Here is a 24508-nt window from a genome sequence, read left to right on the forward strand (position 1 = left end):
ACAATGTCGTTACATGCCGCCCACACCCATTCCCGACGAAGAGCTGATGATCCGTTACCGCGAAGGCGACTTGCGCGCGTTCGAGGAACTGTATGGTCGTCACCGCCTCGGCCTGTACCGCTTCGTGGCATGGCGTTCGCCGCGCGCCGACTGGGTCGACGAAGTCGTGCAGGACAGCTGGGCCAACCTGCATCACGCCCGCGGACGCTATCGGCCCGAGGCCACCTTTCGTACCTATCTGTATCAGATTGCGCGCAACCGCCTGCTCGACCTGGTGCGCCAGCAGCAGCCTTTGCTGGCCGCCGACATGGGCACCGGCACCGATGGCCGCGACGTTTTCGACAGCCTGGCCGATACCGCGCACGAAGTGATGACGCCCTACGCCGCGCTCGACGAAAAGCAGCGCAACGACCGTTTATATATGGCGCTGGCTGCCTTGCCGAGCGAGCAGAAGGAAGCGGTCGTGCTGCAGCAGTTCAGCGGCATGAGCCTGGACGAAATTTCAGCCATCGTAGCCGCGCCGGTCGAAACAGTCAAAAGCCGCTTGCGCTATGCGATGCGCCGGCTGCGCGAGGGGAGCCTTAGTGAACAAGGATGACATGAGCGACGACGCGCTATTCGACGCTTTTATAAGCGGCGAGGACGACCTTGCGCGCCGCCTGCAGGCACTTGCGCAGCCGGCTCCGAGCGCGGCCCTCGATGCTGCGATTCTTGCCAGCGCGCGCGCGGCCATGGCGCAGGAGGCGCGGCCAGCGGCGGCCAACGACAGCGGTGACAGCACTGCCGCGCCGCAGTTGGCGCGCAGCCTGGGATGGCGCTGGCGCATGCCGGCGGGGATCGCCGCAGCGGTGCTGGTCGGGGTGTTCGCCAAGCAGGCGTATGAAGCGTCGGCCGACTTGCACCAGGGCGGGGCCCCCGCTCCTGCGCAGTCCGAAGCGGTGATGGCCCCGGCTCCAGAGGCGACGGCCCCAGCTCCAGAGGCGACGGCTCCGACTCCAGAGGTGACGGCGCGGGATGATCGGCGTGCTGCGGCGCCGGTATTGGAGCCGGTGCCGGTGCCGGCGCAAAAACCAGCCGCTGCGGCGCCGCGGGTGAAGGCGGACATGCCGTCGCCGCCACCGCCGCCGACGGCGGTATCTGAATCGTCTGTGCCTGCGCCTGCTCCGGCACCTGCTCCTGCTCCGCCGGCCAAAAGCGCTCCGCCTGAAATGGCCGACAAAGCTTCCATTCCCGCATTGCCGCTCGAGGAGTACGCGCGCGCGGCGCCACGCACGCCGCCCGTGTTCAATTACAGCGCAGCGCCGGCGCCAATGGCGAAACAGGAATTCAAGCCGTCAGCGCCGGTTACTGTCTCGGTTTCGGGACGACGCAACCGGGTGGACGCTGCGGGCGCTGATGTCGCGCGCGAGCTGGCGCGGCCTGTGGTGGCTGCGCCGGCAGCGCCAGCGGTCGCCGCGCCGGCAGCGCCGACGGGGGTGATGGCTGAACGTGATTGGCTCGAGCGCATCAAGAACCTCCTCGCCCAGAGGCGGCAGGCGGAGGCTGTGGCTGACTGGAAGGCGTTTCGGGAGGTGTATCCGCATTATCCGGTGCCTGAGGAAATCAGGTCCCGGTTGGAATAAAAATGCGGCGCTGGCGGAGCATGGCGCAATGCGCTGCGCTTTTCCGGCCTACGTATGGTTACTGTACGGTGGAAAAGCGGCAGGACTTTCGCCTCTTCTCGCTTTAGGGCTTGACCTCGAACTCCCCGACGAACACCGTTTCGCTGGCTTCCTTCAGGCGCAAGGTAATTAACTGTTCCCTTTGCCGTGCCGTGCCGAATTGGCTGAACAGCTTTACTTGCAGCGTCGTCGCGCCGGCGATGACTTGCTGGCGACTGCCAAAGAAATTGGCTTCGATTTTGTACTTGCCCGGTCGCGCGCGCCGCAGCGAAAACTCTTCCGGACCGTAGCCGCCGGTGAAGTCGCGGGTCATGCGCCCGCCTTGCGCCGTTAGTTGATTCTGGTACGAGCAGCGTTCCCCGGTCGGATCGGTGACGTACAAATCCATGTCGGTGTTGTCCGCGTCCCACGTCATCACCACCCGCAGGTCCAGCGGCAAACTGGCGAGCAGGCGCGGGTCGATACGGCTGGTGTCGAGCTTGTGGCTGCTGGTGGCGACGATGGCGTTCAGTTCGGCCAGTGCGATCGATTCGATGTCGGGAAAACGGTCATGCCACGGCCTGAGCGCCACTTCGTAGAACATGTCGACGGCTTCTTGCTGGCGGCCCGCTGCGGACAGTGCCAGGCCCAGGTCGCGAAACGATTGCGGCTCTTCCATCGCAATACGCTGCACCTGTTCGAACACGGGGACGGCCAGTTGCGGCTGGCCGGCCTGCAGCAGGCGGTAGCCCAGGATGCGCAGCACGGCGCGGTTTTCAAGGTCCATTTCGGCCAGGTTGGATAACACGCGCAGCGCCAGGTCAGCCTGGCCGCGGGCGGCCAGGATATCGGCCGCATCGAGGAAGAAGGCGCTGCTGTTCGCATAGTCGGCCTTCTGGTCCAGATAGACTTGGTACACCTGGTCAGCCGGGGCGCGCTTGAGGCGGTCCATGTAGGGTGCATTGGCTTCCCACTTGCGCAAGGCAATGCCGATCGACGGCGCTATTTTTCCGGCAGCCGCGAAGTTTGACCGAGTACCGCTGTCCGCCGCCTTTTGCGATTCTTGCGGCGCCATTGCCAGCGCCATCGACCGGCGCGCCGTTACCACTACCGATTCAGGTGGCGGCGGTGGGGGCGCCGTCGCCGGCATTGGTAGAAAGGCTTCCATCGATGGCTGGGCTTCAAGCCGGGCTGCCCCTGCAACAGGCGGCGCCTTGCGCCGGTTGGCCGCAAAGGTGCGCTCCCACCACGTCTTGCGCTCTTCGAACCCCTGCACCACGCGCGCGAAGTGATCGCGGCGCTGGCCGGCGCGCTGCTCGTTTGCGGCGCGCTGCAGGCGCTCATACTCGGCCACCAGCTGCGCGGGCGGCGTGATGCCGTAGCGCAGGTAGTCGCTCACCTCTTCGAGTACGATCAGCGACGTTTCGCGCGTCGGAATGCCGAAGCGGCGACCGATGCGGGCAATTTCGCCGCGATGCGCTTCGAAGTCCGCTTCCAGGGTGCGCAAGCGAAAACTGGCCCACATGGCGCCAGCACGTGGATGCGGCACCGCATCGGCCGGCAGCGGCACGACGATGGTCTCGCGCTTGCCGCCATTGACGAGCGTGACCGTCAGCGCAGCCTGCGGCGAGAGCACGCGGCCCGCCACGCGCAGCATCGCGCCGCGCACCGTATGCGAGTCCATCTCGATCTCGGTGGCGCCGGTGGCGCTGATACTATCGACATGCGCTTCCTGGAACAGCAGTGCTTGCGCCCCCGCGCCGGGCGCGGCCCGGTCGATGGCAATCAACTGGCCGCCCTGGCGCTCGGCCAGCGCCGCCAGGCGCGCGCTGTCGGCGGCCAAGGACGAGGTGAGCGCAAACAGCTGCTGGTGCGCCGCCAGTTGGGGGAAGCGCGCGCCGCCATAGTTGTACAGGCCATCGCTAAAGAGCAGGTACTGGTTAACTGCCGGGTCGACCTTCCAGTCGTTTAGCGCAGTGGCGCCGTCGTACACTGTTGTCTCAAGCGCGCGCCGCAATTGGCTCCAGTTGCCACCCCGTACAGCAAACGTTTGTGTCGCTTCCGGTCGGTCGCGCAGGCGCGTCAGGCGAATTTCCACGTTATTCAGGGCTGTCAGGTAGCGATCCAGTTCGGCCAGTTCAGCGTCCACGGCGCGGTTGGCGCCGGAGCCTGAACTGTCCCACAACAGTCCGATGACGCGCGGGGCGGTGCGCGCCGCGCGTACCGATTTGACGGGAATATCGGCTACGAACCAGGCGGTGTCGCCAAGCTGCTGGCGATACACGCGTGGTTCGGCGCTTGCGCGGGTGACGATGTCGAGCGCGCCGTCGGTGGAAAAGCGCGTGCGGCTGGCGCGCGCTTGAAAGCCGTTGCCAACCTGCTCGAAAGCCAGGCCGGCCAGCGCGCCAGAGGCTTGCGGCGGCGCAGCGCTGTCATTGACCCGAATTTTCAGGTCAAGGTCGCGCACCGTGCCGTAGGCCAGCGGCAGCTTGTAGGCCCACGCCTGGGCGCGCCGCACCAGCGCTTCGCTGTAGCGTAGTTCGACGACGCGCACCGCCTGCGGCTCAATCGGATAGACGCGCAGTTTGAAGTTATTCCCTTGGGTGACTTCAAGCAGGCCGGGATCGACCCGTTGCCGCGCCACCGCTTCGAACACTTCCCGGCCGCGCGCCTTGTCGACCGGTACGGCCGGACGCATGTCGCCCTTGATATCGAGCGCAAAGCCGGTGATCTGCTGGCCGTCGGCGAGCGGGAACTGCAGGTTGCCTTCGAGCCGGCGCCGATTCGGATTGAAAAAGACCATCCGCACTGTCGTTTCGGCCATGCCGCCGCTGATGTCGGCGCTGATCTCCAGGCGCTGCAGTTCAATCGGTGTGGCGGCCTTGTCGGCCAGGGTCATGAGTGGCGCGCGCACGCGCTGGGCCGGATGGGTGGCCGGTTGCGCCAATGCGGTGCTCGCGCACAGGAGGATGAGGGTGAAATAGCGCGTCAGCATGGGTCTCTCCAGGTTGCCGGAACGTCCGGCTTACTGATGAAACGTGACTGCGCCAATAAAGGGGTTAAAACGGACGCCCGTTTGGACTAGCGAAGCGAAAAGGGCAGGTCCCTTGCGAGACCCGCCCCTTGTTCGGTACTGCCGGACTGAAATTACTTGGCTGCGGCTGCTGCGTCAACCTTGGCATCGACCATCGCGGACGATTTGTCAGCGGCTGCGGCTGCTTTGGCTTTTGCCGATTTACGCTTGGCTTTGGCTTTGGTAACTTTAGCGTCGGCCTTGGCAACTGCGACGTCGCCCTTGGCGTCGGCGGCTACTTTAGCGACTTTGGCGTCGGCCTTGGCATCGGTCTTCATTTCTTTGGCATCGGCCTTGGCGACAGCTTTGTCAGCCTTGACTTCAGCTTTGACAACAGCAGCGGCTGGAGCAGCAGGCACTGCCTTGACCGCTGGGGTGGCAGCCTTTGCCGGGGTCGCTGGATCAGCTGCAAATGCGGAAGTTGCGAACAGGCCTGCGATCAAAACTGCGATGACTTTTTGCATGATGTATCCTTAGATTGGTTTATGGCGTTGCGTTTTATATGTGCTGCAAGGATACAAACGCAGGCCCCACACCTTCGGTTGACATGTTATTTGGAAATTTTGAAATAGTGCTCGGTTAGCTGGCGTACGGTGCGTCCCCGATGCCAGTCATAGACTGATGGTATCTCTCCAGAAGGTACTGCGCCATGCCTGATCCATTAGAACGCTACAAATCCAAACGCGACTTTTCCATCACGTCCGAGCCGGCCGAGGGCGGGGAACAGGGCAAAGAGGAACTCAGCTTCGTGATCCAGAAGCACTGGGCCAGTCGCCTGCACTACGATTTTCGCCTTGAACTGGACGGGACAATGAAAAGCTGGGCCGTGCCCAAGGGGCCGAGCTACGATCCCAAGGACAAGCGCATGGCCGTGCATGTCGAGGATCACCCGATTGCCTATGCCAGCTTCGAGGGCACCATTCCGGAAAAGCATTACGGGGCCGGCAAGGTGATTATCTGGGACAAGGGGACCTGGACGCCGCTGGACGATCCGCACCAGGGCTACGAGGCCGGCAACCTGAAGTTTGAAATGCATGGCCACAAGATGCATGGCAAATGGGCGCTGATCCGGATGAAGGGCAAGGGGGAAAAGCAGGAGCCGTGGCTCCTGATCAAGGAGAAAGATGCGCTGGCGCGTCCGGCGGCCGAGTTTTCGGTCATTGACGAGATGCCCGACAGCGTCAAGGAGCTTGCGCTGCCGGGCGCCGCCAAGCAAACCGCAGCCAAACGCGCAGCCAAGCCTGCCTCCAAGGCCGCGTCCAAAGGCGCCATGCCGTCCGAGGCCGCCATGCCGCCCGAGGCAGTCAAGGCTGCGCTGCCCGCGACGCTGGCCCCGGAGCTGGCAACGCTGGTCGACCAGCCACCGTCCACGCCCCAGGACTGGATTTTTGAAATCAAGTTCGATGGCTACCGCATGCTGGCCCGGGTCGACGGCAAGGACATCAAGCTATTTACGCGCAACGGCAATGACTGGACCCACAAGCTTGGTGCGCTGCACAAGAACCTGTTGAAAGCCAAGCTGGCCGACGGCTGGTACGACGGCGAGATCGTGGTCCACGATGAGCAGGGCCGCCCCAATTTCGGCATGCTGCAGCTGGCGTTCGACGGTTCCGACACCGCCGACATTGTCTATTTCGTGTTCGATGCGCCTTACCTGGACGGCTACGACCTGCGCGAGGTGCCGCTCGAGGCGCGCCGCTTGCTGCTCAAGGCGGCGCTGGGCGAGGACAGCGCCGCGCTGCGCTTTAGCGAGGAATTTGGCACCGATCCTGAGCAACTGGTGCTTGCCGCCTGCAAGCTGGGACTCGAAGGCGTGATCGGCAAACGGCGCACGTCGCGCTACGTGACGCGCCGCTCGCCCGACTGGATCAAGCTCAAATGCGGCCAGCGCCAGGAGTTTGTGATTGCCGGCTACGCCGACCCGCAGGGCGCGCGCACCGGCATCGGGGCGCTGCTGCTGGGCGCGCACGATGATCATGGCGTGCTGCAGTACGCAGGCAACGTGGGCACGGGCTTTAATGAAGCAACGCTGCGCGACCTGAAGAAAAAGCTCGACGCGCTGGCCACCGACGAGAGCCCCTTTCCGCCCAAAGCGGTGGCGGGCCGCAAGCATCACTGGGTCAAGCCGACGCTGATCGCCGAGGTCAGTTTCGCCGAATGGACCAGTTCCGGCTCGGTGCGGCACGCCGTGTTCCAGGGACTGCGCGCCGACAAGCAGGCCAAGGCAATCGGCCGCGAAAAAGCACAACCCGTGGAGGAAACCATGCAAACGCGAAGCGAACCGGCAGCGCCCAAGGGCAAGCTGCCCGACAGCGTGAAAATCACCAATGGGGAACGGGTGATCGACGCCGAAAGCGGGGCCACCAAGCTTGACCTGATCCGCTATTACGCGCTGGTGGGCAGCCTGATGATGGAGCACCTGAAAGGCAGGCCCGTATCGCTGGTGCGCGCGCCGGCCGGCGTAAGCGGTGAACTGTTTTTCCAAAAGCACGCCGATGTCGCCAAAATGCCGGGCATGAAGCAGATGGACGCCGCACTGGACCCGGAGCATCCAGCGATGCTGGAAGTGGGCAGCGCCCAGGGCTTGTTGTCGGCGGCGCAGTGGAACGTGGTGGAGTTTCACACGCAAAACGCGGTGGGCAAGGCGTACGAGACGCCCGACCGGATGGTGTTCGACCTCGATCCGGGCGAAGGCGTGGAGTTCGCCACCATGCGCGAAGCGGCGCAATTGATGCATGCCTTTCTCGACCAGCTGGGACTGCCGTCTTTTCTCAAGACCAGCGGTGGCAGGGGGCTGCACGTGGTGGTGCCGATCAAGCCGTCCTTGGACTGGGACACGGTCAAGGATTTCTCGCAGGCGATCGTGCGCCACCTGGCCGCCGCGTTGCCCGAGCGTTTTGCGTTCAAGAGCGGGCCGAAAAACCGGGTCGGGAAAATTTTCATCGATTACCTGCGCAACGGGCAAGGGGCGACGACGGCCTGCGCATGGTCGGCAAGGGTGCGCCCCGGGCTGGGAATATCCGTGCCGCTGGCGTGGGATGAATTGGCCAATCTCAAGGCCGGCGACCAGTGGAATGTTAAAAATGCGCACACCAGGCTCGATCGCGGCAACGAACCGTGGGCAGGGTATGCCAAGGCCGCCAAGTCCCTCACGGCAGCGATGAAAAAAATGGATTTCAAACCGGATTAACGGCCTGTGAAGATAATCCTCCCCCCTTTAATGCTGAGCTCGTGTCGCAATTGGGGGAACTGACCCCGGCGAAGGTTGTGCAATCGTAGGGCGGAAAAGCCCATCGGGCGCATTCCGACATCCGGTACAGCGGCGCCTGCCGACACCCGCGCCGTCCGCTTTCCGGCCCTACCGGCGGCAACGGCCGCTGCCCGCGACCAGCCCGTCAATCCTCATTTTTGACAATGCCCCTGACGTTCAAGGCCAGCAGGCCAACATTGAGCGCAATGAGCGCCCACGCCTCGTCGCCCCAGCCCCACGCGATCCACATCAGGTTCCCGGCGATTAACAGGCAAAACGCCATGATGCGTTTTTCAGCTTTTTTGGACCCCATCCACCACGCCGCTGCAAGGCTGATGGCCATGGCGGGCCACTCAAGGTAAGCAACAATGTCTTCCATAGGCAGCTCAGGCCGATTTGCGACGCGCCGGCGCCGCCTTGGCGGGAGCTGCAGCCTTGCCGGTCTTGGGCGCTGCCGTCTTGGCGCTTGGCGTGCGCTTGGGCGCGCTCTTGGCTTCTTCCACGTCCTCAGCTTCGTCTTGCTCTTCGTCGTTCGCCGCCGTGGTCTTGCCCGCCGGTTTTTTGCCCAGGCTTTGCTGCAGCAGTGCGACCAGGTCGATCACGTTGCCAGACTTGGCAGGCGCTTTTTCCTTGCCCGGCATGGTGATGGTCTTGGTTTCCTTGGCCTTGACCTTTTTCTCGACCAGGGCCAGCACGTCTTCGCGGTAGGTATCGTGGTACTGTTCCGGCTTCCATTCCTCGCTCATACCCTCGACCAGCGCCATCGCCATCTTCAGCTCCTTGTCCGAAATGGCGGCTGCCTTGGCGCCCGAGCCGGGGATTTTCAGGTCGGCGGTGTCGCGGATTTCGTCGCTGTAGCGCAGCGTGTTCATGACGATCGCGTCCCCCACGCACACCAGCACGCACAGGTGCTGCTTGACGCGGATCACGACGTTGGCAATGCCGACCTTGCCCGTCTTGCGCAGCGTTTCGCGCAGCAAGGCATACACCTTGTCGCCGCCCTTGCCGGGGGCGAGATAATAAGGCTGTTCGTAATACAGCAGCGGCACCTGGTCGGCGTCGACAAAGGCAAGGATGTCGATCGTTTGCGTCGCTTCGGGATTTGCCTGGCGCAGGTCTTCGTCGGACAGCACGACGTATTCGCCATCGCTGTATTCGTAGCCTTTGACGATGTCGTCCCAGGTCACTTCCTGGTCGTTGCCCTTGTTGTAGCGCTTGAAGCCGATGGGCGAAAAATCACGCCGGTCCAGCATGGTCAGATCGAGCGATTGTTCGCGCGCGGCCGAATATATCTCGACCGGAATATGCACCAGCCCGAAGCTGATAGCGCCTTTCCATAAACTGCGTGCCATATGCCCGTCCTTTTTTAGGCGCCGACGTTGCCCGTCACGGGCAGCACTATGCCCGTGATGTAGCTTGAACAAATGGACGAGGCCAGGAACACATAGGCCGGCGAGAGCTCTTCGGGCTGCGCCGGGCGATGCATGTCGGTGTCCTCGCCGAAGGTGGCGATTATTTCGGGTGGCTGGTCGGCCGGATTGAGCGGCGTCCAGACCGGGCCGGGCGCGATGGCATTGACGCGGATCCCTTGGTCGAGCAGGTTCGACGCCAGCGACATGGTAAAGGCGTGGATCGCACCCTTGGTAGCGGAGTAGTCGAGCAGGTGGCCCGCGCCGCGCAGCCCCGTCACCGAACCTGTATTGATGATCGCCGCACCGCGCTTGAGGTGCGGCAGGGCGGCCTTGGCCATGTGAAAGTAACCGTAGATATTGGTGCGCATGGTCTCGTCGAAGCGCTCCTCGGTCAGGTCCATCAGCGAATAGGCATGTTCCTGAAAGGCCGCGTTGTTAACCAGTACGTCGAGGCGGCCAAAGGTTGCTACCACCTTGTCGATCGCATCCTGGCAAAAGACCATGTCCTTGACGTCCCCTGCCACGGTCAGGGCGCGCCTGCCCTCGGCCTCGACGCAGCTGGCCGTGTAGGCCGCGTCTTCATGCTCGTTGAGATAAAGGATGGCGACGTCGGCGCCTTCGCGCGCGAACAAGACCGCCACGGCGCGCCCGATGCCCGAGTCGCCCCCGGTGACCACGGCCACTTGCCCCTCGAGCTTGCCGCTGCCCTTGTAATTGTCTGCCATGAAGCGCGGCTTGAGTTCCATTTCGGACTCAAAGCCCGGCTTTGCGAGATGTTGATGGGGAAAGGGTGGTGCCGGTTGAATAGACGGACCTGCCTGGAAAGGCTCCTGGCTTTCCGACTTGATTGCTTCCCCATCCTTTTGATCTTGCCGGCCTTGAATCGCGCGCTGCTGGTTCGCGACAGACTCGACTGACATGTTTCCGCCTGATTGATTCCCTATGGCCATGATTGCCTCCCCCTGTGAAAGCCGAGTATTGGCGCACTCTGTTCGCGCGACCGTGCGCACGCACACACATGAACAGGATTGGTCGTGTGCGCCGCCTTTTATGGCAAACTAAGCCGCATGTGTGGATCAAAGAAATTATCAGGAGAATGCATGTTGCAGCAAGAGCAGAAAATGTCGCATCAGGTCGCCGTGTACCTAAACCCGGTGGCCGAACGGCGCGTGCACTTCCAGTCGCTGTTCGGCGAGCAATTCGCCCGCCTGTTCCTGGCCGACGGCCTCGAACAGGCCCGCGTCTTGCTCGCCCAGCAGGAGGTCGGCCTGCTGGTGATCGACCTGGCGCGCTTTGAACGCGGCTTCGATGGCGAGGCGCTCGGTCAACTGATCGGCCAGCGCGCGGGCGCGCCCACCTTGCTGCTGTGCCCATTTGAAAGCGCCGGCTGGCTGCCGCTCTTGATGTCCTTCGGCCCCATCACCTACGCCATATCGCCGCTGGCCGACGAGCACTTGCTCAGGCAAGTGCAGGCCGGAGATGCCATGGCGGCGCCCCCGGACGAAGAGCGCCTGCGCGCCTTGCTCGCCACCGACGCCCGGCTGCAGCACGCTGTCGCGCATGAGGACGACCTTGCCAACATGGCCGAGCGCCTGTGCGCGGCCATCGCCTGCCTACCCGGCGTGATGCACGCGTCGCTGTTTCATGCGCGCGAGGGGGGCGAACTGCAGCTCGAGGCGCAGCACTCGACGACTGGCCTGAGCCTGGCGCGCGTGCTGTATCGAACCGACCGCCTGATGCATTCGCCGCTGCGGCATGCGTTTCCCGGCCTGCTGGCTGCTTGCACCGGCGAGATGGCGCTGCTGGACGCGCCGGCCAAGTGCGGCGAACCGGAGCTGGCGGTGGCGCTGGTTGATTGCGGCGTAGAGATGGTGCTGGCGGTGCCGCTGCCGGTGGGCCGCAGCGGCGCGCAGCGCGGCTCGCTGTGCCTGATGTTTGACAAAGCGCGCCAGTTTTCAGCTGTGGAGTTGAGCGCCTTTGGCGGTTTTGCCCAATTGGCCGGCGTTGCCCTGCGCGTGGCTGACCTGAGCCGCGAGAATGAGCAATTGGCGGGTCGGCTTGTCCACATGTCGAGTAGCGATGCGCTCACGGGCGTGGCCAACCGGCGCCACGGCGAATATCTGCTCTCGCTCGAAGTGCGGCGCGCGCGGCGCTACCACGTGCCGCTGGCGCTGATCGCGTTCGATGTAGACCGTTTCAAGGCCATCAACGACCAGTACGGCCATCCCGTAGGCGACGGGGCGATCCGGGCGGTGGCCGAAGCGGCGCAGGCAGCGCTGCGCAACAGCGACGTGCTGGTGCGTTCGGGCGGCGATCAATTCCAGATCATCGCGCCGCATACCAGCGCGATCGATGCGCTCAAGGTCGCCGAAAAGATCCGCCTGGCCATCGCCGCGACCGATATTCCCGGCTGCGACAGGGTGACGGTGAGTCTGGGCGTGGGGCAGGTGTCGGAGCAGGAGACGCCGGACGCGCTGGTGGTGCGGGTGGACGCGGCGCTGGCCCGGGCCAAGCGCGCAGGGCGCAACTGCGTGGAGCTGGCGATGTCATAGGCTGGTGCCGGCAGGAGGCGAGGGGGCCGGCCTTGGGGGAACGCAGCGGCGGTGTTAAGCTGACGCTTTTCCCCACAGTCTTTCCAACATGCTCCACTGGCTCAGGCACTACCGGCGCTCGCTGCTGGCGGGCGACATCAGCGCCGGCATCGTCGTCGCCATGATGATGGTCCCGCAAGGCATGGCTTACGCGCTCGTCGCCGGCCTGCCGCCGGTGGTCGGCCTGTACGCCAGCATCGTGCCGCCGCTGCTGTACGCGCTGTTCGGCTCGAGCATGACGCAGTCGGTCGGGCCAATGGCCATCACGTCGCTGATGACCGGCGCCGCGCTGGCGGCCATTCCCAACGTCGGCCCCGGCCTGTACATGGTGCTCGCCGCCCAGCTGGCGCTGCTGTCGGGCGCCGTGCTGCTGCTGTGCGGCCTGCTGCGGGTCGGCTTTCTCGCGAATTTTTTCTCGCGGCCGGTGATGAGCGGTTTTACCATCGGCGCGGCGCTGCTGATCGCGTGGGGGCAGGTCGAACCGCTGCTTGGCGGTTCCGTGCGCACCCTCCACCTGCCCAGTGCCGCGCTGGGACTCGGTTCGCTCGCGGCGCTGTTCCTGGCGCGCCAGTTTCTCGCCGCGCTGCTGCGCGCGGCCGGCATGCGCGCAGGCGCGGCCGACGTCGTCGCGCGCCTGGCGCCCATGTTCGTGGTGCTTGGCGCCACGCTGCTGGTCGCCGCGCTGGACCTGGGCGGCGCCGGCGTTCACCTGACGGGCGAGGTGCCATCCGGCCTGCCGGGCCTGAATTTGGCCAGCTCCGCGCGGCACTGGCCGCAGCTGGTGAAGCCGGCGCTGCTGATCGGGTTTGTCATTTTCCTCATCAGCATGTCGGCCGCGCAGACGCTTGCGCTGCGGCGCCAGGAAAAGCTGCAAAGTAATTACGAGCTGGTTGGGCTGGGTCTGGCCAACATCGGCAGCGCGCTGACCGGCGGCTTTCCCGTCACCGGCAGCATCTCGCGTTCGGCGGTCAATTTTTCGGCGGGCGCCAACACGCCGCTGGCAAGCGTCATCAGCGCCGCCCTGCTGGCGCTGGCGCTGGTCGCGCCCACCGGCTGGCTGGCGCTGCTGCCGCTGCCCACCTTGGCCGCCAGCATCATCGTCGCGGTGCTCGGCATGCTCGAACTGTCGACGCTGCGCACGGCCTGGCGCTACGACCGCGGCGACGCGCTGGCGCTGCTCGCTACACTGGCCGGCGTGCTCTCGCTTGGCATCGAGGCCGGGGTTGTGCTGGGCGTGCTGCTGTCGATGGGGAACCTGATCTGGCGCGCCAGCCGGCCGCACATCGCCGTGCTTGGCCGCATCGCCGGCTCCGAGCACTTTCGCAATATCGAGCGCCACCCGGCCCAGACCACGCCCGATGTGCTGATGCTGCGCATTGACGCCAACCTGTTTTTCGGGAACGTGGAAGCGGTCAACGCACGCATCGAAGAAGAACTCCAAGCGCACCCGGACACGCGCCACCTGGTGCTGGTGATGACGGCCGTCAGTTCGATCGATACATCAGCCTTGTTCGGACTGGAAGAACTGAACCTCTCGCTCAGGCAGCGCGCGATCGGCCTGCACCTGGCCGAAGTCAAGGGGCCGGTGGTGGACCGGCTGCGCCATAGCGACTTGATCGACGCCTTGAACGGCAAGGTGTTCCTGAGCGCGGCCATGGCGTGCGAAACGCTCAGCGCGCAATGAGCGCGGGACAATTTGCCAGCGACGGCTTCGCGCCGGCCGAGCGGGTCCTGTCGGCCATGCCTGCGCTGCCGCGCTGCAGTTAGGCGCTGCAGTTAGGCGCTGCAAGAGCTTAAAGCACGCCCCGCGTGGTCCACGGCGCGAGCGTCACCGTGGCGTAGTCGCCCACCACGTTAAAACCGATCGCGCGATAGGCTGCCTGCGCGGCGGCGTTGCTGCGGCCCGTGGCCAGGACCGCTTCCACCACGCCCGCGTCGCGCGCAATGGCCAGCGCGCCGGCTACCACCGCGCGTGCATAGCCGTGGCCGCGCAGTGCGGGCGGTGTCCACACGTTTCCAATCTGGACCATCCGCGGCAAGCGCGCGTTAAACGAGCAGCACGCCAGCGCCTGTTCGCCTTCGAGGATGAACAGACTGCCGGCGGGGAGCAGGGCGGCGATGTCGGCGCCGCTGGTGAGCATGGTTTTCTCGCCTGGCGCATCGTTCAGCGTGGCCTGACGAAATGCGTAGCGCCAGGCCACCAGGTGCTCAAAGTCGCTCTCCACTGCCACCCGGCAGCGCACCTGTTCCTGCGCCAGGATGGCGGGCACGCGCAGGTCCGCCAGCGCGAGCGCAAACAGGTCTTCGGCGGTGTCCTTGAGCAGCCCCACCTGGCCCAGACCCATGTCGCGCAAGGCGCTGCGCACCTGCACCAAGGGACCAAAAAATCCGGCCAGCCGGCGCGCGCTGTCATTCAGGACGGCGGTGGCGACGGCGCCGGCGCACTGCGGCGCCTGCAGCAAGACCATCCCGCTTGGCGCCTGGGTGGCGGCGGCGACAATGCGACCCTGATCACGCGCGACGAAAAAGGCGCCCGTGGCGCGCCGAAGTTCCGAGCGCAAATAGGCCGAACTGTGGGCGTGCAGGGTTAAAAAGGCGTCCAGTTCAAAGGCGTCATGGACGCGGCTTATCTCAATCACGATTCGATTCTACGGCGCGTTAAAGGTGTCGCGTCAAATCTTCGAGCCGCTGGCATGGCCTCACATCTGGCGAAAGAGATCAGCATAATTGCGGCTGACGGTCAATTGCTCGGTGCGGCCTTTGAGCTTGACCACCAGGCGCCCGCGAAAGTCGGTATGCGTTCCCGCCACGTGCCGGGCGGCGACGATTGCGCTGCGGTGGATCTGCCAGAACCGCGATTCGTCGAGCTGCTCGCGCAGTTTGGAGAGCGGCGTGCGGATCAGGCATTCTTCGTCCTGCAAAAAGACGCTGGTGTATTTGTCATTGCTCTGAAAGTACACCACTTCATCGATGGCGATCAGGCGCGTTTCGTCCCCGTGCGCGGCGCGTATCCATTGCAGCGGCGCGGGCGCCGCCAGGATGGGCGCGGCGGCCGGCGCCAGGTGGCCGAGCAGCGCGCGCAAGGCGTCGGCCGGCACGCCGGGCGCGGCGGCCTGCAGCGCGGCCTTGACCTTGGCCACCGTTCTGGCCAGGCGCTCGGCGCCCACGGGCTTGAGCAGGTAGTCCAGCGCCGAATGCTCGAACGCGTCCACCGCATACTGGTTGTGCGCGGTGATGAACACGATGTGCGGCGCCTTGCCGTCGCTGGCCAGCTTTTCGGCCAGGCCCAGCCCGGACAGGCCCGGCATCTGGATGTCGAGGAACACGACGTCCGGGGCCAGTTCGTCGATCAGGCGCAGCGCATCGAGGCCGTTGACGGCCTTGGCGACGATGCGCAGTTCCGGCCACGCGGCGGCCAGCTGCGCTTGCAGGTACTCGAGCAGTTGCGGTTCGTCGTCGGCGATCAGGGCGCGGGGTTGGTTGATGGCAGGCTCTCCGTGAGTGGCAGCACAATGCGCAGCGTGATGCCGCAGGGTTGATTTTCCAATAATTGTACCTGAGCGGCGCCGTGATACAAACTGCGCAACCTGGCGCGCAGGTTGGACAGGCCCACGCCGCCGCCCGGCTTGACGGGCGCGCCGGACAGGCCGGCTCCGGTATCGCTCACTTCGATCAACAGCTGGCCGTGCTGGCGCGACGCGCGCAGTACGATCTCGCCGCCTTCCACCTTTGGCTCCAGACCGTGCGCGACCGCGTTTTCCACCACCGGCTGCAGCAGCATCGGCGCAATCACGATGTCGCGGCAGCCCGCTTCGATTTCGTAGCGGTAGCGCAGGCGCGGCCCCATGCGCACCGCCAGCACGTCGAGGTAGGCGGCCACCAGGTCCAGTTCCGCGCCCAGCGTGGCGCTGTCGGCGCGGCTGGCGTCGAGCGAGGCGCGCAGGTAATCGATGAAGCGTTCCAGCATGTGGCGCGCCTGCGTCGGGCGGGTGTCGATCATGCCGACCACGTTGGCTAGCGTGTTGTACAAAAAATGCGGTTCGATCTGCGCCTGCAGCGAGCGCAGCCTGGCTTCGGCCACCAGTTGCGCGGCGCTGGCGATCTGCTCGCGCTGGCGCAGCGCCAGTGTTTCGGTGGCGATGCGCCGCTCGCCAAGGACGAACACGGCGAACATGAAGATGGCCGTGAACAGGGCAAAAGGCAGCAGCGTCATGGCCGCGCCGCGCGTCATGTAATGCAGGGGATTGACGCCCTTGAGCAGCGCGCTGCCCAGCACCGTGCCGAGCACCACGCAGCCTGCCACAAGCACGACGTAAAAGAGCAGGCGCGGCAGGCCGCGCGCGCGCGCCGGCCACGCTTGCAGCAGGGGACTGGCCACCGTCATGGCGCCGTGGATCAGGTAACCAATCGTGTTCGACAGCACCAGCGAAGGGTAGAGATCGGCCCAGAATGTGCCGCTGCGCTCGCTGAACATCCGGTTCACGACCACCAGGAACAGCGCCAGCAATGTGTTCCAGATGCCCGTGTAGAGCAAATTGCGCGCGGGCGAACCGGGCCAGCGCCGGAAGTAAGGAATCAAGTCGAGCGGGTGCATGCTGGTCATGGCGCGCCTTTTTCAGTGTTGGCCGCCGGGCCGTATTCCCATTCCCATGGCATGCCGGTGGTACCCAGTACCAGGTGCGCCAGCTCGGGATAAATGCGTTCTGCCCGCACGTCGTTGGAGAGCATGACGATGCAGCGCCGGCCCGCCTCCTGGCAAATCACCATGTTCGCGGTAGTGTCATTGTGGCCGCCCTTGAACCACGTTAAGGCGCCGGCGTGGCGAAAAGTCACCACGCCCAGGCCCGCGGCCAGAGCAATACGCGCGTTGTCCGGATTGACGCCGGGCGCCAGGGTGGGAAACTGGCGGCTGGACGTGATCGGCAAATGCGCCCTGACCAACTGCGCGCGCGCTGCGGCGGAGAGACCTTCGCCGCGCACGATGCCGGACCACAGGCGTGCCTGGTCGGCGATGGTGGTGTCCATCGACCCCGCAGCGCGGACGCGGCTGCGCTGGTCATGCGCTTGCATGCTGCCGTCGATGGCAAAGCCGTCGGCCAGATCAAAGGCGAAGTCGGCGCGCCAGGTCATGCCGGTGCGCGTCATGCCGAAGCGGTCGAACACCCGCCGCTGCATTTCCTTGCCGGTGTCCAGCCCCAGGCCCTGTTCCAGCACGAGCTGCAGGATGTAAAAGCCTTCGCCTGAATAGGCGTAGCGGCTGCCTGGCGTGAAGTGAAAGCGCAGCTTTTGGTCGGGCTCGAGCCAGCGGAAGTTGGCAAAGCCGCCGGCGTGCGTGAGCAGGATGCGTGGCGTCAGCTTGCGCCAGCGCTCGTCGCCTTCCAGGTCGGAAAAATCGAAGCCGGCGTCCCGATATTGGGGCAAGAGGCGCGGCAGGGGGCGCGGCAGCAGCGCGGCGATCGAGGCATCCAGGTCGAGCCGGCCCTCATCAGCGAGCTGCAGCAGCAAGTAAGCAAAGGCGGTCTTGGTCAGTGAGGCGCCATACATGACCGTGTCTTGCGTCAGCGGCTGCGACCCATTGCGCCGGCCATAGGCGCTCACCTTCACCACGGCGCCGTTGTCGATCAGCGCCAGGGCCAGGCCCTCGACATTTTCGCGTGTCATCAGGCGCGCGGCCTGCGCGTCAAGGTCTGGAGCAACGCTGGCGCAGCCGGCCAGCACTAGGAGCAGCATGAACGGTGCAGCACGCATCTTAGCTTTGAAGGAAATTGCCATGGAAGCATTGTGGCGCACGGTAGGGCAGGCGCGCAAGTGCAACCGGTCCCGCGCTGACGCGGCTGGCGTCAAATACCGTCAACACGGTTTGCGCGCGCCGGGTGTCTTGCGCCACCCCGACCAGATAGCCGTCGGTTTCGGACCTGGCGTTGGCGCGCGGGACCAGCACATGTTCCTCGACTTGCCAGCCGGCGTCGAAAAGGTGGGAATCTGCCTTGCCGTTGTCGGTGTCGACCAAGTTGACGGTATCGAATTTGACGTCGGTCTTGCGCGGCGAGCTGCTGATCAGGGCCAGCCTGCGATGGCGCTGCGCGACCACGTGCGGCATCACGCGCGGGAACTCGCTGGCCGCCAGCATGCGTTCGATGCTCGCCTGGCCCGTCGCGTAATTGAGCGTGACGTGCACGCAATCGCTGCGCTGGTCCCGGTTCTTCTGGCGCTCGCCCTGCATCAGGCGCGCCAGGTCGCCCAGCACGTCGCCGGCATGGAGCACCACGTCAAAGCGGGTTGCGGCGCCGTCATCCCAGGCGTTCCCGAAGTGAAAAACCATCAGCGGCGGCAGCTCGAACACCTGGCGTACCTTCAGCGTCGCCTTGGAGACGACGATGGCACGCAGCGGGCGCGCGCTGGCGCCGCTGCCGGCCCAGTGATGCTGCTCGGCGAAGCTCTTGTCCTCGGCCGCCACCATGTCGTACGGCGGCACCAGGAAAATCAGGTGCCTGGCGCTGACCACGAAGTCGTGCACCATGGCCAGTTGCGGCACGTCGATCACGGCGTGCGACAGCATCTGGCCGTTGGCGCCGATACGGTAGATCACCAGCTTGTCGGCGCCGGGCAGGGCGCCGAAGTTCCACATGCCGCCGTCCGGATCGAGCTTGGGGTGGGCCGAAAACGGCATCGACTTCAGTTCGTCGGTCCAGGTTTTGAGGCCCACCGTGGCCAGCGTGAGCGGATCGACCTCGGTGGCCGAGCCGCCTTCCCACAACGCGTACACGCGGCCCTGGAACGGCAGCAGGTTGGTATTGGCCGCATTCAAGCTGTCGTTGCCCTTGATGCCGCGGCGCGCAATGTGGGTGCCGAACGTGGGGTACAGGAATTGGCCCGCCGCCGACTCCTCGGTGAATTTTTGCGTGGCGACGAAGCGGCCGCGGTGGCTCACCTTGCCGTCGGCAATCTGCCAGCGCTGGGCGAAGCCGTCGCCGTCGAACAGGTGGTGATAGCGTTCGCCGCCCAGTTCGAGGCGCCCGGGCCCGTTGCGGTAAAAAATGCCGTTCAGGTCGGCGGGAAGGCGGCCCGTGACTTTGGCCTCGCCGGCTTTTTCGCCGACAGTGTCGGCATACACGACCAGGCTCGGGTCGCGCTGCAGCGCCGCCTGGAAGCGCTTGAAGGTGGCGGCGTCGGCCAGCGCGGCGCCGGAGGTGAGGGCGAGAGCGCCGAAAGCGGCGCCGGAGGAGAGAAATTTGCGGCGGTCCATGCTGTTTTCCCCCTTATTTCAGTGACACGCGCAGGCTGGCGCCGGCGGCGGGCAGTACGAATCGGGCGCTGGCATAGCTCGGCGGCCCCATTTTTCCCAACGCGTTATTGCTGAAGCCGTAGTCTTCGGTGGGGATGCCGAGCAGGTTCCGGTCCATCTTGCCATTCGCGTTGGCGTCGTGGTAGACGGCGAAGGCATAGTCGCCCTCCGGCAGATCCCCGATGACGACGGTAGTGCCGTTCAGCGTGGCGGGCGCGCCGCCGGACTTGGCCGCAGCCTTGAGGAAGGTGCCTTCCGAATTGAAAACGGCGACCAGCACGCTGCCGGTAGCGGCCTTGACGTCGTCGACCTGAATGGTGAGATCGGCGGCGCCGGCGAGGCCGGTGGCCAGGCTTGTGACGAGGAAGGCGGTCTTGATCAGGGTGTGCATGGTTGTCTCCGGTGGTGTGGTTGCGATGCATGCCACTGTAGGGAAAAGCCGGCGCCGCAAGTTGGTGATGCGACCAATGGCAGCAAAACGGCGCCAGTTGCAGCCACGCGCCGCCAGTTGCGGCGATCAGCCGGGGGCTGCCTGCACCGGCACAGGATAGCGGGCAAATTGCGCTCGTCATGCACAGCGCATTGACCCGGAAAAACGGCAGGACTACGATCATCTCACGCTCAGCCGCAGGGCGAAAAGACCAGCTTGCACTTGCGACGGGCATGGTGTGCCAGGCGGTGCACCGGCACGGTGCGATCTGGTGTTGGATGTTGCTGTAGTTGCTGTAGTTGCTGTAGTTGCTGTAGTTGCTGTCTGGTGCGCCAGGGTGGGGGCCCTGGTGCGTCCTGAAAGGGTCAGGGGTGTCCGTTGGGTTCGGATGCCCCTTTTTTTGCGTCCTTGCAGATATTGGGCTGGCATGCATCCTGCTAAGTGAAAAAATATGCCCGACTCCACCCACCCATCCTCCGTCGCCGCCAACGCCTGGCAAGCCAGTCTGCGGCTGCGCTTCGCCGACGATGCCGGTACCACGCGTTTGGTCGAACGCGCGCACAGCGGACCGCTGCGAGTCCAGAAGCCGCTTTATCCCGAAGGCGCGCACATCTGCCACGCGATCGTGATCCATCCGCCGGGCGGCGTGGTCGGCGGCGACCGCCTCGCGATCGACGTCGGCGCCGGCCCCGCCACGCATGCCTTCCTGACGTCGCCGGGCGCCGCCAAGTGGTACCGCGCCAACGACAAGCTGTCGATGCAGGACGTGCACATCAGCGCCGGCGCCGGGGCGTGCGTCGAGTGGATGCCGCAGGAAGCCATCTTTTTCAATGACGCCAACGTGCGCATGACGCACCAGGTCGAACTGGCGGCCGACGCGCGCTACATCGGTGCCGAGATCCTGTGCTTTGGCCGCAGCGCCTCGGGCGAACGTTTCGACAGCGGCGCCGTCGCCCAGCGCACCGGCATCCGGCGCGGCGGCAAGCTGCTGTGGTGGGAGCAGGGTATGCTGACAGGGGGCAGTCCGGCCATGCACAGCGTGTTCGGCCTGCATGGCGCGACCGTCTGCGCCACGCTGATCGGGGTCGGCGTCGGGCCGGGTGTGCCGGCGCCGCTGCTGGCGGCCATGCGCGCGCTCGATCCGGCGCTTGCCGTCACGCAGATCAAACCGGTGTTCGTCGCGCGCCTGCTGTGCGCCGACAGCGAACGGGCGCGCCGCGTCGTTACCGGTATGGCAATTGCTGCGCCCTTACTTGCTCGGCTGCGCCGCGCCGGTGCCGCGCATCTGGAATACCTGATTGGAGGCCGCATGGACCTGACACCCCGCGAAAAAGACAAGCTGCTCATTTTTACCGCCGGCCTGCTGGCCGAAAGGCGCCTGGCGCGCGGACTGCGCCTGAACTATCCGGAGGCGGTGGCGCTGATCAGCGCGGCCATCATGGAGGGCGCGCGCGAGGGCAAGAGCGTGGCGCAGCTGATGTCCGAAGGCGCCCGCATCCTGAGCCGCGCCGACGTCATGGAAGGCATCGCCGAGATGATCCCCGACATCCAGGTCGAGGCCACTTTCCCGGACGGCAGCAAGCTTGTGACCGTCCACAATCCGATTCCGTAGAAGGTTGCCATGATCCCTGGTGAATATTTGCTCGAGGACGACGATATCGCCTTCAACCTCGATCGCGCATGCGTGACGCTGGTCGTTGCCAACAGCGGCGACCGCCCGATCCAGGTCGGCTCGCACTTTCATTTTTTCGAAGTCAATACGGCTCTCAAGTTCGGGCGCAGCGCGGCCATTGGCATGCGCCTCAATATCGCGGCCGGCACGGCTGTGCGCTTCGAGCCGGGCCAGCAACGCACCGTCGAACTGGTGGCGCTGGCCGGAGAGCGCCGTGTGTTCGGCTTTAACGGCCTGGTGATGGGCGAGCTGCCGCCTGCGGGAGCGAACTGACATGCCGTCCATTACCCGCCGCGCCTACGCCGAAATGTACGGCCCCACCACCGGGGACCGCATCCGCCTGGCCGACACCGAGCTGTTCATCGAAATCGAGAAGGACTTCGCCTTGTATGGCGAAGAGGTCAAGTTCGGCGGCGGCAAGGTGATCCGCGACGGCATGGGCCAGTCGCAGCGCGTGCACGCGCAGGTAATGGACACCGTCATCACCAACGCCGTCATCGTCGACCATTGGGGTATCGTCAAGGCCGACATTGGCATCAAGAACGGCCTGATCGCCGCCATCGGCAAGGCCGGCAATCCGGACATCCAGCCAGGCGTGACGATGGCCATCGGCGGGGCGACCGAGATCATCGCCGGCGAAGGCAAGATCGTCACCGCCGGCGGGGTCGATACGCACATCCACTTCATCTGCCCCCAGCAAATCGAGGAGGCCTTGATGAGCGGCGTGACCACGATGATAGGCGGCGGCACCGGCCCCGCCACCGGTACAGCTGCCACCACCTGCACGCCGGGGCCGTGGCATCTGCATTCAATGCTGGCCGCTGCCGATGCGTTTCCGATGAATCTGGGCTTCATGGGCAAGGGCAATGTGAGCCTGCCGGCGCCGCTGGAAGAACAGGTGCTGGCCGGTGCGGTGGGCCTCAAATTGCACGAGGACTGGGGCAGTACCCCGGCCGCCATTGACAATTGCCTGGCCGTGGCCGACCGCATGGACGTGCAGGTGGCGCTGCATTCCGATACCCTGAACGAGGGCGGTTTTCTGGAAACCACGCTGGCCGCCTTCAAGGACCGCACCATTCACACCTTCCATACCGAAGGTGCCGGCGGCGGACACGCGCCGGACATCATCGCCGCGGTAGGCCAGGCCAACGTGCTGCCATCGTCGACCAATCCCACCCGCCCGTTCACCGTCAATACGCTCGACGAGCACCTCGACATGCTGATGGTGTGCCACCACCTCGACCCGGCTATCGCCGAGGATGTTGCCTTTGCCGAGTCGCGCATCCGGCGCGAGACTATCGCGGCCGAGGACATCCTGCACGACATCGGCGCCATCTCGATGATGTCGTCCGATTCGCAGGCCATGGGCCGCGTGGGCGAAGTCATCATGCGCACCTGGCAGACGGCGCACAAGATGAAAGTGCAGCGCGGGCCGCTGGCGCCGGACAGCTCTCGCAACGACAATTTCCGGGTCAAGCGCTACATCGCCAAGTACACCATCAACCCGGCCATCACGCACGGCGTGGCACACGTGGTCGGCTCGCTCGAAGTGGGCAAGATCGCCGACATCGTGCTGTGGAAGCCTGCCTTTTTCGGCGTCAAGCCGTCGATCATCCTGAAAGGGGGCATGATCGCCGCGGCGCAGATGGGCGACCCGAACGCGTCGATCCCGACCCCGCAGCCGGTGCACTACCGGATGATGTTCGGCGCCTATGGCGGCGGGCTGAAAAAGTCCTTCACTTTCGTCTCGCAGGCCGCTTTCGACGCCGGCATCAAAGAGCGGCTGGGCCTGTTCAAGAACGTGATTGCGGTGCGCGGCATGCGCCACCTGCGCAAGACCGACATGATCCACAACGGCGCCACGCCGAGCATGGAAGTCGACCCAGAAACCTACCAAGTGCGCGCCGACGGCCAGTTGCTGGTCTGCGAAGCGGCAGCCGTGCTGCCGATGGCGCAGCGTTATTTTTTGTTTTAAGGAGAACCCATGCTGATGCTGCACACCAAACTGGATCGAGCCGACCGGATCGACGGCGAACTGCTGCTGCCCTACGACCAGCGCGAAAAATGCCGGCTGCGCGCGCGCCTGGTGTCAGGCGAGGAGGTGGCGCTGTTCACCCCGCGCGCCAGCGTGCTGCGCGACGGTGACCTGCTGACCGGCGCCGATCGGCGCGTGATCCGCGTGCTTGCAGCAGCGGAGGCGGTATACGCCATTCATTGCGCGACCCCGAACATGATGGCACGCTGCGCTTTCCACCTTGGCAACCGGCATACACAGGTGCAGATTGGGGACGGCTGCCTGCGCATCCGCGTCGATCCCGTGCTGCGGGACATGCTTGAAGGCCTGGGTGCGCGCGTGGAGCCGCAGACGGCGCCGTTCGAGCCGGAGGCGGGCGCGTATTCCGGCGCAGGCCACGTTCACGCCGACCATTTGCTGGCGCCAGTGCCGCTGCGCCAGAAGATCCACCGTCCCGGCGACGCGGCCGGCGCATGAACGCTGCGGCCCTGCTGCACCTGTTGCAATTCGCCAGCCCGGCGCTGCCGATCGGCGGCTACAGCTATTCGCAGGGCCTGGAAGCGGCGCTCGACGCCGGCGTGGTGCATGACGCCGTGACCGGCCGCGCATGGATCGCCGCCTATCTTGACGAAGTGGTGGCGAGCTGGGACGCGCCGCTGTTCTGGCGCCTGCTCAAAGCCCTGGAGGCTGGCGATGATGTCTTGGTCGCGCTGTGGAGCGAACGCTTCCTGGCCGCGCGCGACAGCGCAGAGTTTCGCGCCGAGACGGTCCAGATGGGCTATTCGCTGACCAGGCTCCTGGCCGAACTTGGCGTGGCCGATGTCGGCGCGCTCGGGTCCGAGGTCGGCCTGCCCACCGCGTTTGCCTGCGCCGTCAACGCGCTCGGCATCCCGCACCACGAAGCGCTGCTGGCGATGCTGTTTTCATGGGCCGAGAACCAGGTGCTGGTGTGCGTCAAGTCGGTCCCGCTGGGACAAGTCGCAGGCCAGCGCATGCTGTTGTCGCTGCGCGCCGACCTTGAGCAAGCGGCGCAACGCGCGCAAACGATGGGCGACGAGGCCATGTCGAACTGGTCGCCCGGTTTATCCATCCTGTCGATGCGCCACGAGGTGCAGCACGGCAGGCTTTACCGTTCCTGATA

21 protein-coding genes and 1 pseudogene are annotated in these 24508 nt (G+C 65.2%); 11 read left to right on the forward strand and 11 right to left on the reverse strand.

All coding sequences use genetic code 11. From position 1 onward, the window contains the following. Window positions 1-13: 13 nt before the first annotated feature. Both ACP7BV_RS13340 and ACP7BV_RS13345 read left to right on the forward strand, forming a co-directional pair. A complete protein-coding gene (locus ACP7BV_RS13340) occupies window positions 14-598 on the forward strand; it encodes a sigma-70 family RNA polymerase sigma factor (protein ID WP_426104390.1) in 585 nt (194 codons plus the stop codon). Beyond that, window positions 585-1622, forward strand: coding sequence for a hypothetical protein (locus ACP7BV_RS13345; RefSeq protein ID WP_426104392.1), 1038 nt, complete (start codon window positions 585-587; stop codon window positions 1620-1622). Before ACP7BV_RS13340 ends, ACP7BV_RS13345 begins: the two co-directional genes overlap by 14 nt. Before the next feature lie 103 nt (window positions 1623-1725). Here ACP7BV_RS13345 and ACP7BV_RS13350 read toward each other — a convergent pair whose 3' ends face one another. After that, the gene (locus tag ACP7BV_RS13350; protein ID WP_426104393.1) at window positions 1726-4635 is read right to left on the reverse strand and encodes a VIT domain-containing protein; all 2910 of its coding nucleotides are present in this window, start codon (window positions 4633-4635) and stop codon (window positions 1726-1728) included. Window positions 4636-4787: 152 nt separating this feature from the next. Then, window positions 4788-5177: a hypothetical protein gene (locus ACP7BV_RS13355; protein ID WP_426104395.1), complete on the reverse strand. Its 390-nt coding sequence runs from the start codon at window positions 5175-5177 to the stop codon at window positions 4788-4790. A gap of 185 nt (window positions 5178-5362) precedes the next feature. Between ACP7BV_RS13355 and ligD the strand changes: the two genes are divergently transcribed. Further along, a complete protein-coding gene (gene ligD / locus ACP7BV_RS13360) occupies window positions 5363-7903 on the forward strand; it encodes a DNA ligase D (protein ID WP_426104396.1) in 2541 nt (846 codons plus the stop codon). A 205-nt stretch (window positions 7904-8108) separates the two neighbouring features. Here the strand turns inward: ligD and ACP7BV_RS13365 are convergent, their stop codons facing one another. Genes ACP7BV_RS13365 through ACP7BV_RS13375 form a run of 3 tightly spaced genes read right to left on the reverse strand, consistent with a single transcriptional unit; the run spans window position 8109 to window position 10325 of the window. Continuing rightward, complete coding sequence (locus ACP7BV_RS13365; protein WP_426104398.1) at window positions 8109-8342, reverse strand: hypothetical protein; 234 nt, start codon at window positions 8340-8342, stop codon at window positions 8109-8111. Between the two features lie 7 nt (window positions 8343-8349). Next, entirely contained in the window at window positions 8350-9315 is a 966-nt protein-coding gene (locus ACP7BV_RS13370; RefSeq protein ID WP_426104399.1) for a Ku protein, read from the reverse strand. Between the two features lie 14 nt (window positions 9316-9329). Beyond that, on the reverse strand, window positions 9330-10325 hold the full coding sequence (locus ACP7BV_RS13375; RefSeq protein WP_426104400.1) for an SDR family oxidoreductase: 996 nt from the start codon (window positions 10323-10325) through the stop codon (window positions 9330-9332). A 150-nt stretch (window positions 10326-10475) separates the two neighbouring features. On the opposite strand from ACP7BV_RS13375, the gene ACP7BV_RS13380 reads away from it, so the two are divergent. Both ACP7BV_RS13380 and ACP7BV_RS13385 read left to right on the forward strand, forming a co-directional pair. Next, window positions 10476-11927 carry a diguanylate cyclase gene (locus tag ACP7BV_RS13380; protein WP_426104402.1) on the forward strand — a complete coding sequence of 484 codons (1452 nt, stop codon included), beginning with the start codon at window positions 10476-10478 and terminating at the stop codon, window positions 11925-11927. An 88-nt stretch (window positions 11928-12015) separates the two neighbouring features. Then, complete coding sequence (locus tag ACP7BV_RS13385) at window positions 12016-13650, forward strand: SulP family inorganic anion transporter (protein ID WP_426104403.1); 1635 nt, start codon at window positions 12016-12018, stop codon at window positions 13648-13650. 109 nt (window positions 13651-13759) lie between these two features. Here ACP7BV_RS13385 and ACP7BV_RS13390 read toward each other — a convergent pair whose 3' ends face one another. Genes ACP7BV_RS13390 through ACP7BV_RS13415 form a run of 6 tightly spaced genes read right to left on the reverse strand, consistent with a single transcriptional unit; the run spans window position 13760 to window position 19642 of the window. Further along, entirely contained in the window at window positions 13760-14605 is an 846-nt protein-coding gene (locus tag ACP7BV_RS13390; protein WP_426104405.1) for a GNAT family N-acetyltransferase, read from the reverse strand. Between the two features lie 60 nt (window positions 14606-14665). Further along, window positions 14666-15409 carry a LytR/AlgR family response regulator transcription factor gene (locus ACP7BV_RS13395; RefSeq protein WP_426104557.1) on the reverse strand — a complete coding sequence of 248 codons (744 nt, stop codon included), beginning with the start codon at window positions 15407-15409 and terminating at the stop codon, window positions 14666-14668. Window positions 15410-15429: 20 nt separating this feature from the next. Then, window positions 15430-16569 (reverse strand): sensor histidine kinase, encoded by a 1140-nt coding sequence (locus tag ACP7BV_RS13400; protein WP_426104406.1) that lies wholly within the window; start codon window positions 16567-16569, stop codon window positions 15430-15432. Next, window positions 16566-17696, reverse strand: coding sequence for a serine hydrolase domain-containing protein (locus tag ACP7BV_RS13405; RefSeq protein WP_426104407.1), 1131 nt, complete (start codon window positions 17694-17696; stop codon window positions 16566-16568). Before ACP7BV_RS13405 ends, ACP7BV_RS13400 begins: the two co-directional genes overlap by 4 nt. Window positions 17697-17715: 19 nt before the next feature. Next, entirely contained in the window at window positions 17716-19212 is a 1497-nt protein-coding gene (locus ACP7BV_RS13410; RefSeq protein WP_426104409.1) for a carotenoid oxygenase family protein, read from the reverse strand. Between the two features lie 13 nt (window positions 19213-19225). After that, the gene (locus ACP7BV_RS13415) at window positions 19226-19642 is read right to left on the reverse strand and encodes a DUF2141 domain-containing protein (RefSeq protein ID WP_426104411.1); all 417 of its coding nucleotides are present in this window, start codon (window positions 19640-19642) and stop codon (window positions 19226-19228) included. A 490-nt stretch (window positions 19643-20132) separates the two neighbouring features. Here ACP7BV_RS13415 and ACP7BV_RS13420 point away from each other — a divergent pair. The 6 genes and pseudogenes from ACP7BV_RS13420 to ACP7BV_RS13445 form a co-directional block, all read left to right on the forward strand. Further along, window positions 20133-20828: pseudogene (locus ACP7BV_RS13420) on the forward strand (urease accessory protein UreD); the annotation flags it as partial. A 162-nt stretch (window positions 20829-20990) separates the two neighbouring features. Beyond that, window positions 20991-21293, forward strand: a complete 303-nt coding sequence (ureA, locus tag ACP7BV_RS13425) for an urease subunit gamma (RefSeq protein ID WP_426104558.1) — start codon at window positions 20991-20993, stop codon at window positions 21291-21293. 9 nt (window positions 21294-21302) lie between these two features. Next, window positions 21303-21626 (forward strand): urease subunit beta, encoded by a 324-nt coding sequence (locus tag ACP7BV_RS13430; RefSeq protein WP_426104413.1) that lies wholly within the window; start codon window positions 21303-21305, stop codon window positions 21624-21626. A gap of 1 nt (window position 21627) precedes the next feature. Then, a complete protein-coding gene (gene ureC, locus ACP7BV_RS13435) occupies window positions 21628-23328 on the forward strand; it encodes an urease subunit alpha (RefSeq protein ID WP_426104414.1) in 1701 nt (566 codons plus the stop codon). Window positions 23329-23337: 9 nt separating this feature from the next. After that, the gene (ureE, locus tag ACP7BV_RS13440) at window positions 23338-23844 is read left to right on the forward strand and encodes an urease accessory protein UreE (protein ID WP_426104415.1); all 507 of its coding nucleotides are present in this window, start codon (window positions 23338-23340) and stop codon (window positions 23842-23844) included. Beyond that, window positions 23841-24506, forward strand: a complete 666-nt coding sequence (locus tag ACP7BV_RS13445; RefSeq protein ID WP_426104416.1) for an urease accessory protein UreF — start codon at window positions 23841-23843, stop codon at window positions 24504-24506. The genes ureE and ACP7BV_RS13445 overlap by 4 nt, the downstream gene beginning before the upstream one ends. The last annotated feature ends 2 nt before the right edge of the window (window positions 24507-24508 follow it).

The organism is Massilia sp. TSP1-1-2 (assembly GCF_049896185.1).
Lineage (GTDB): Bacteria > Pseudomonadota > Gammaproteobacteria > Burkholderiales > Burkholderiaceae_D > Telluria_A.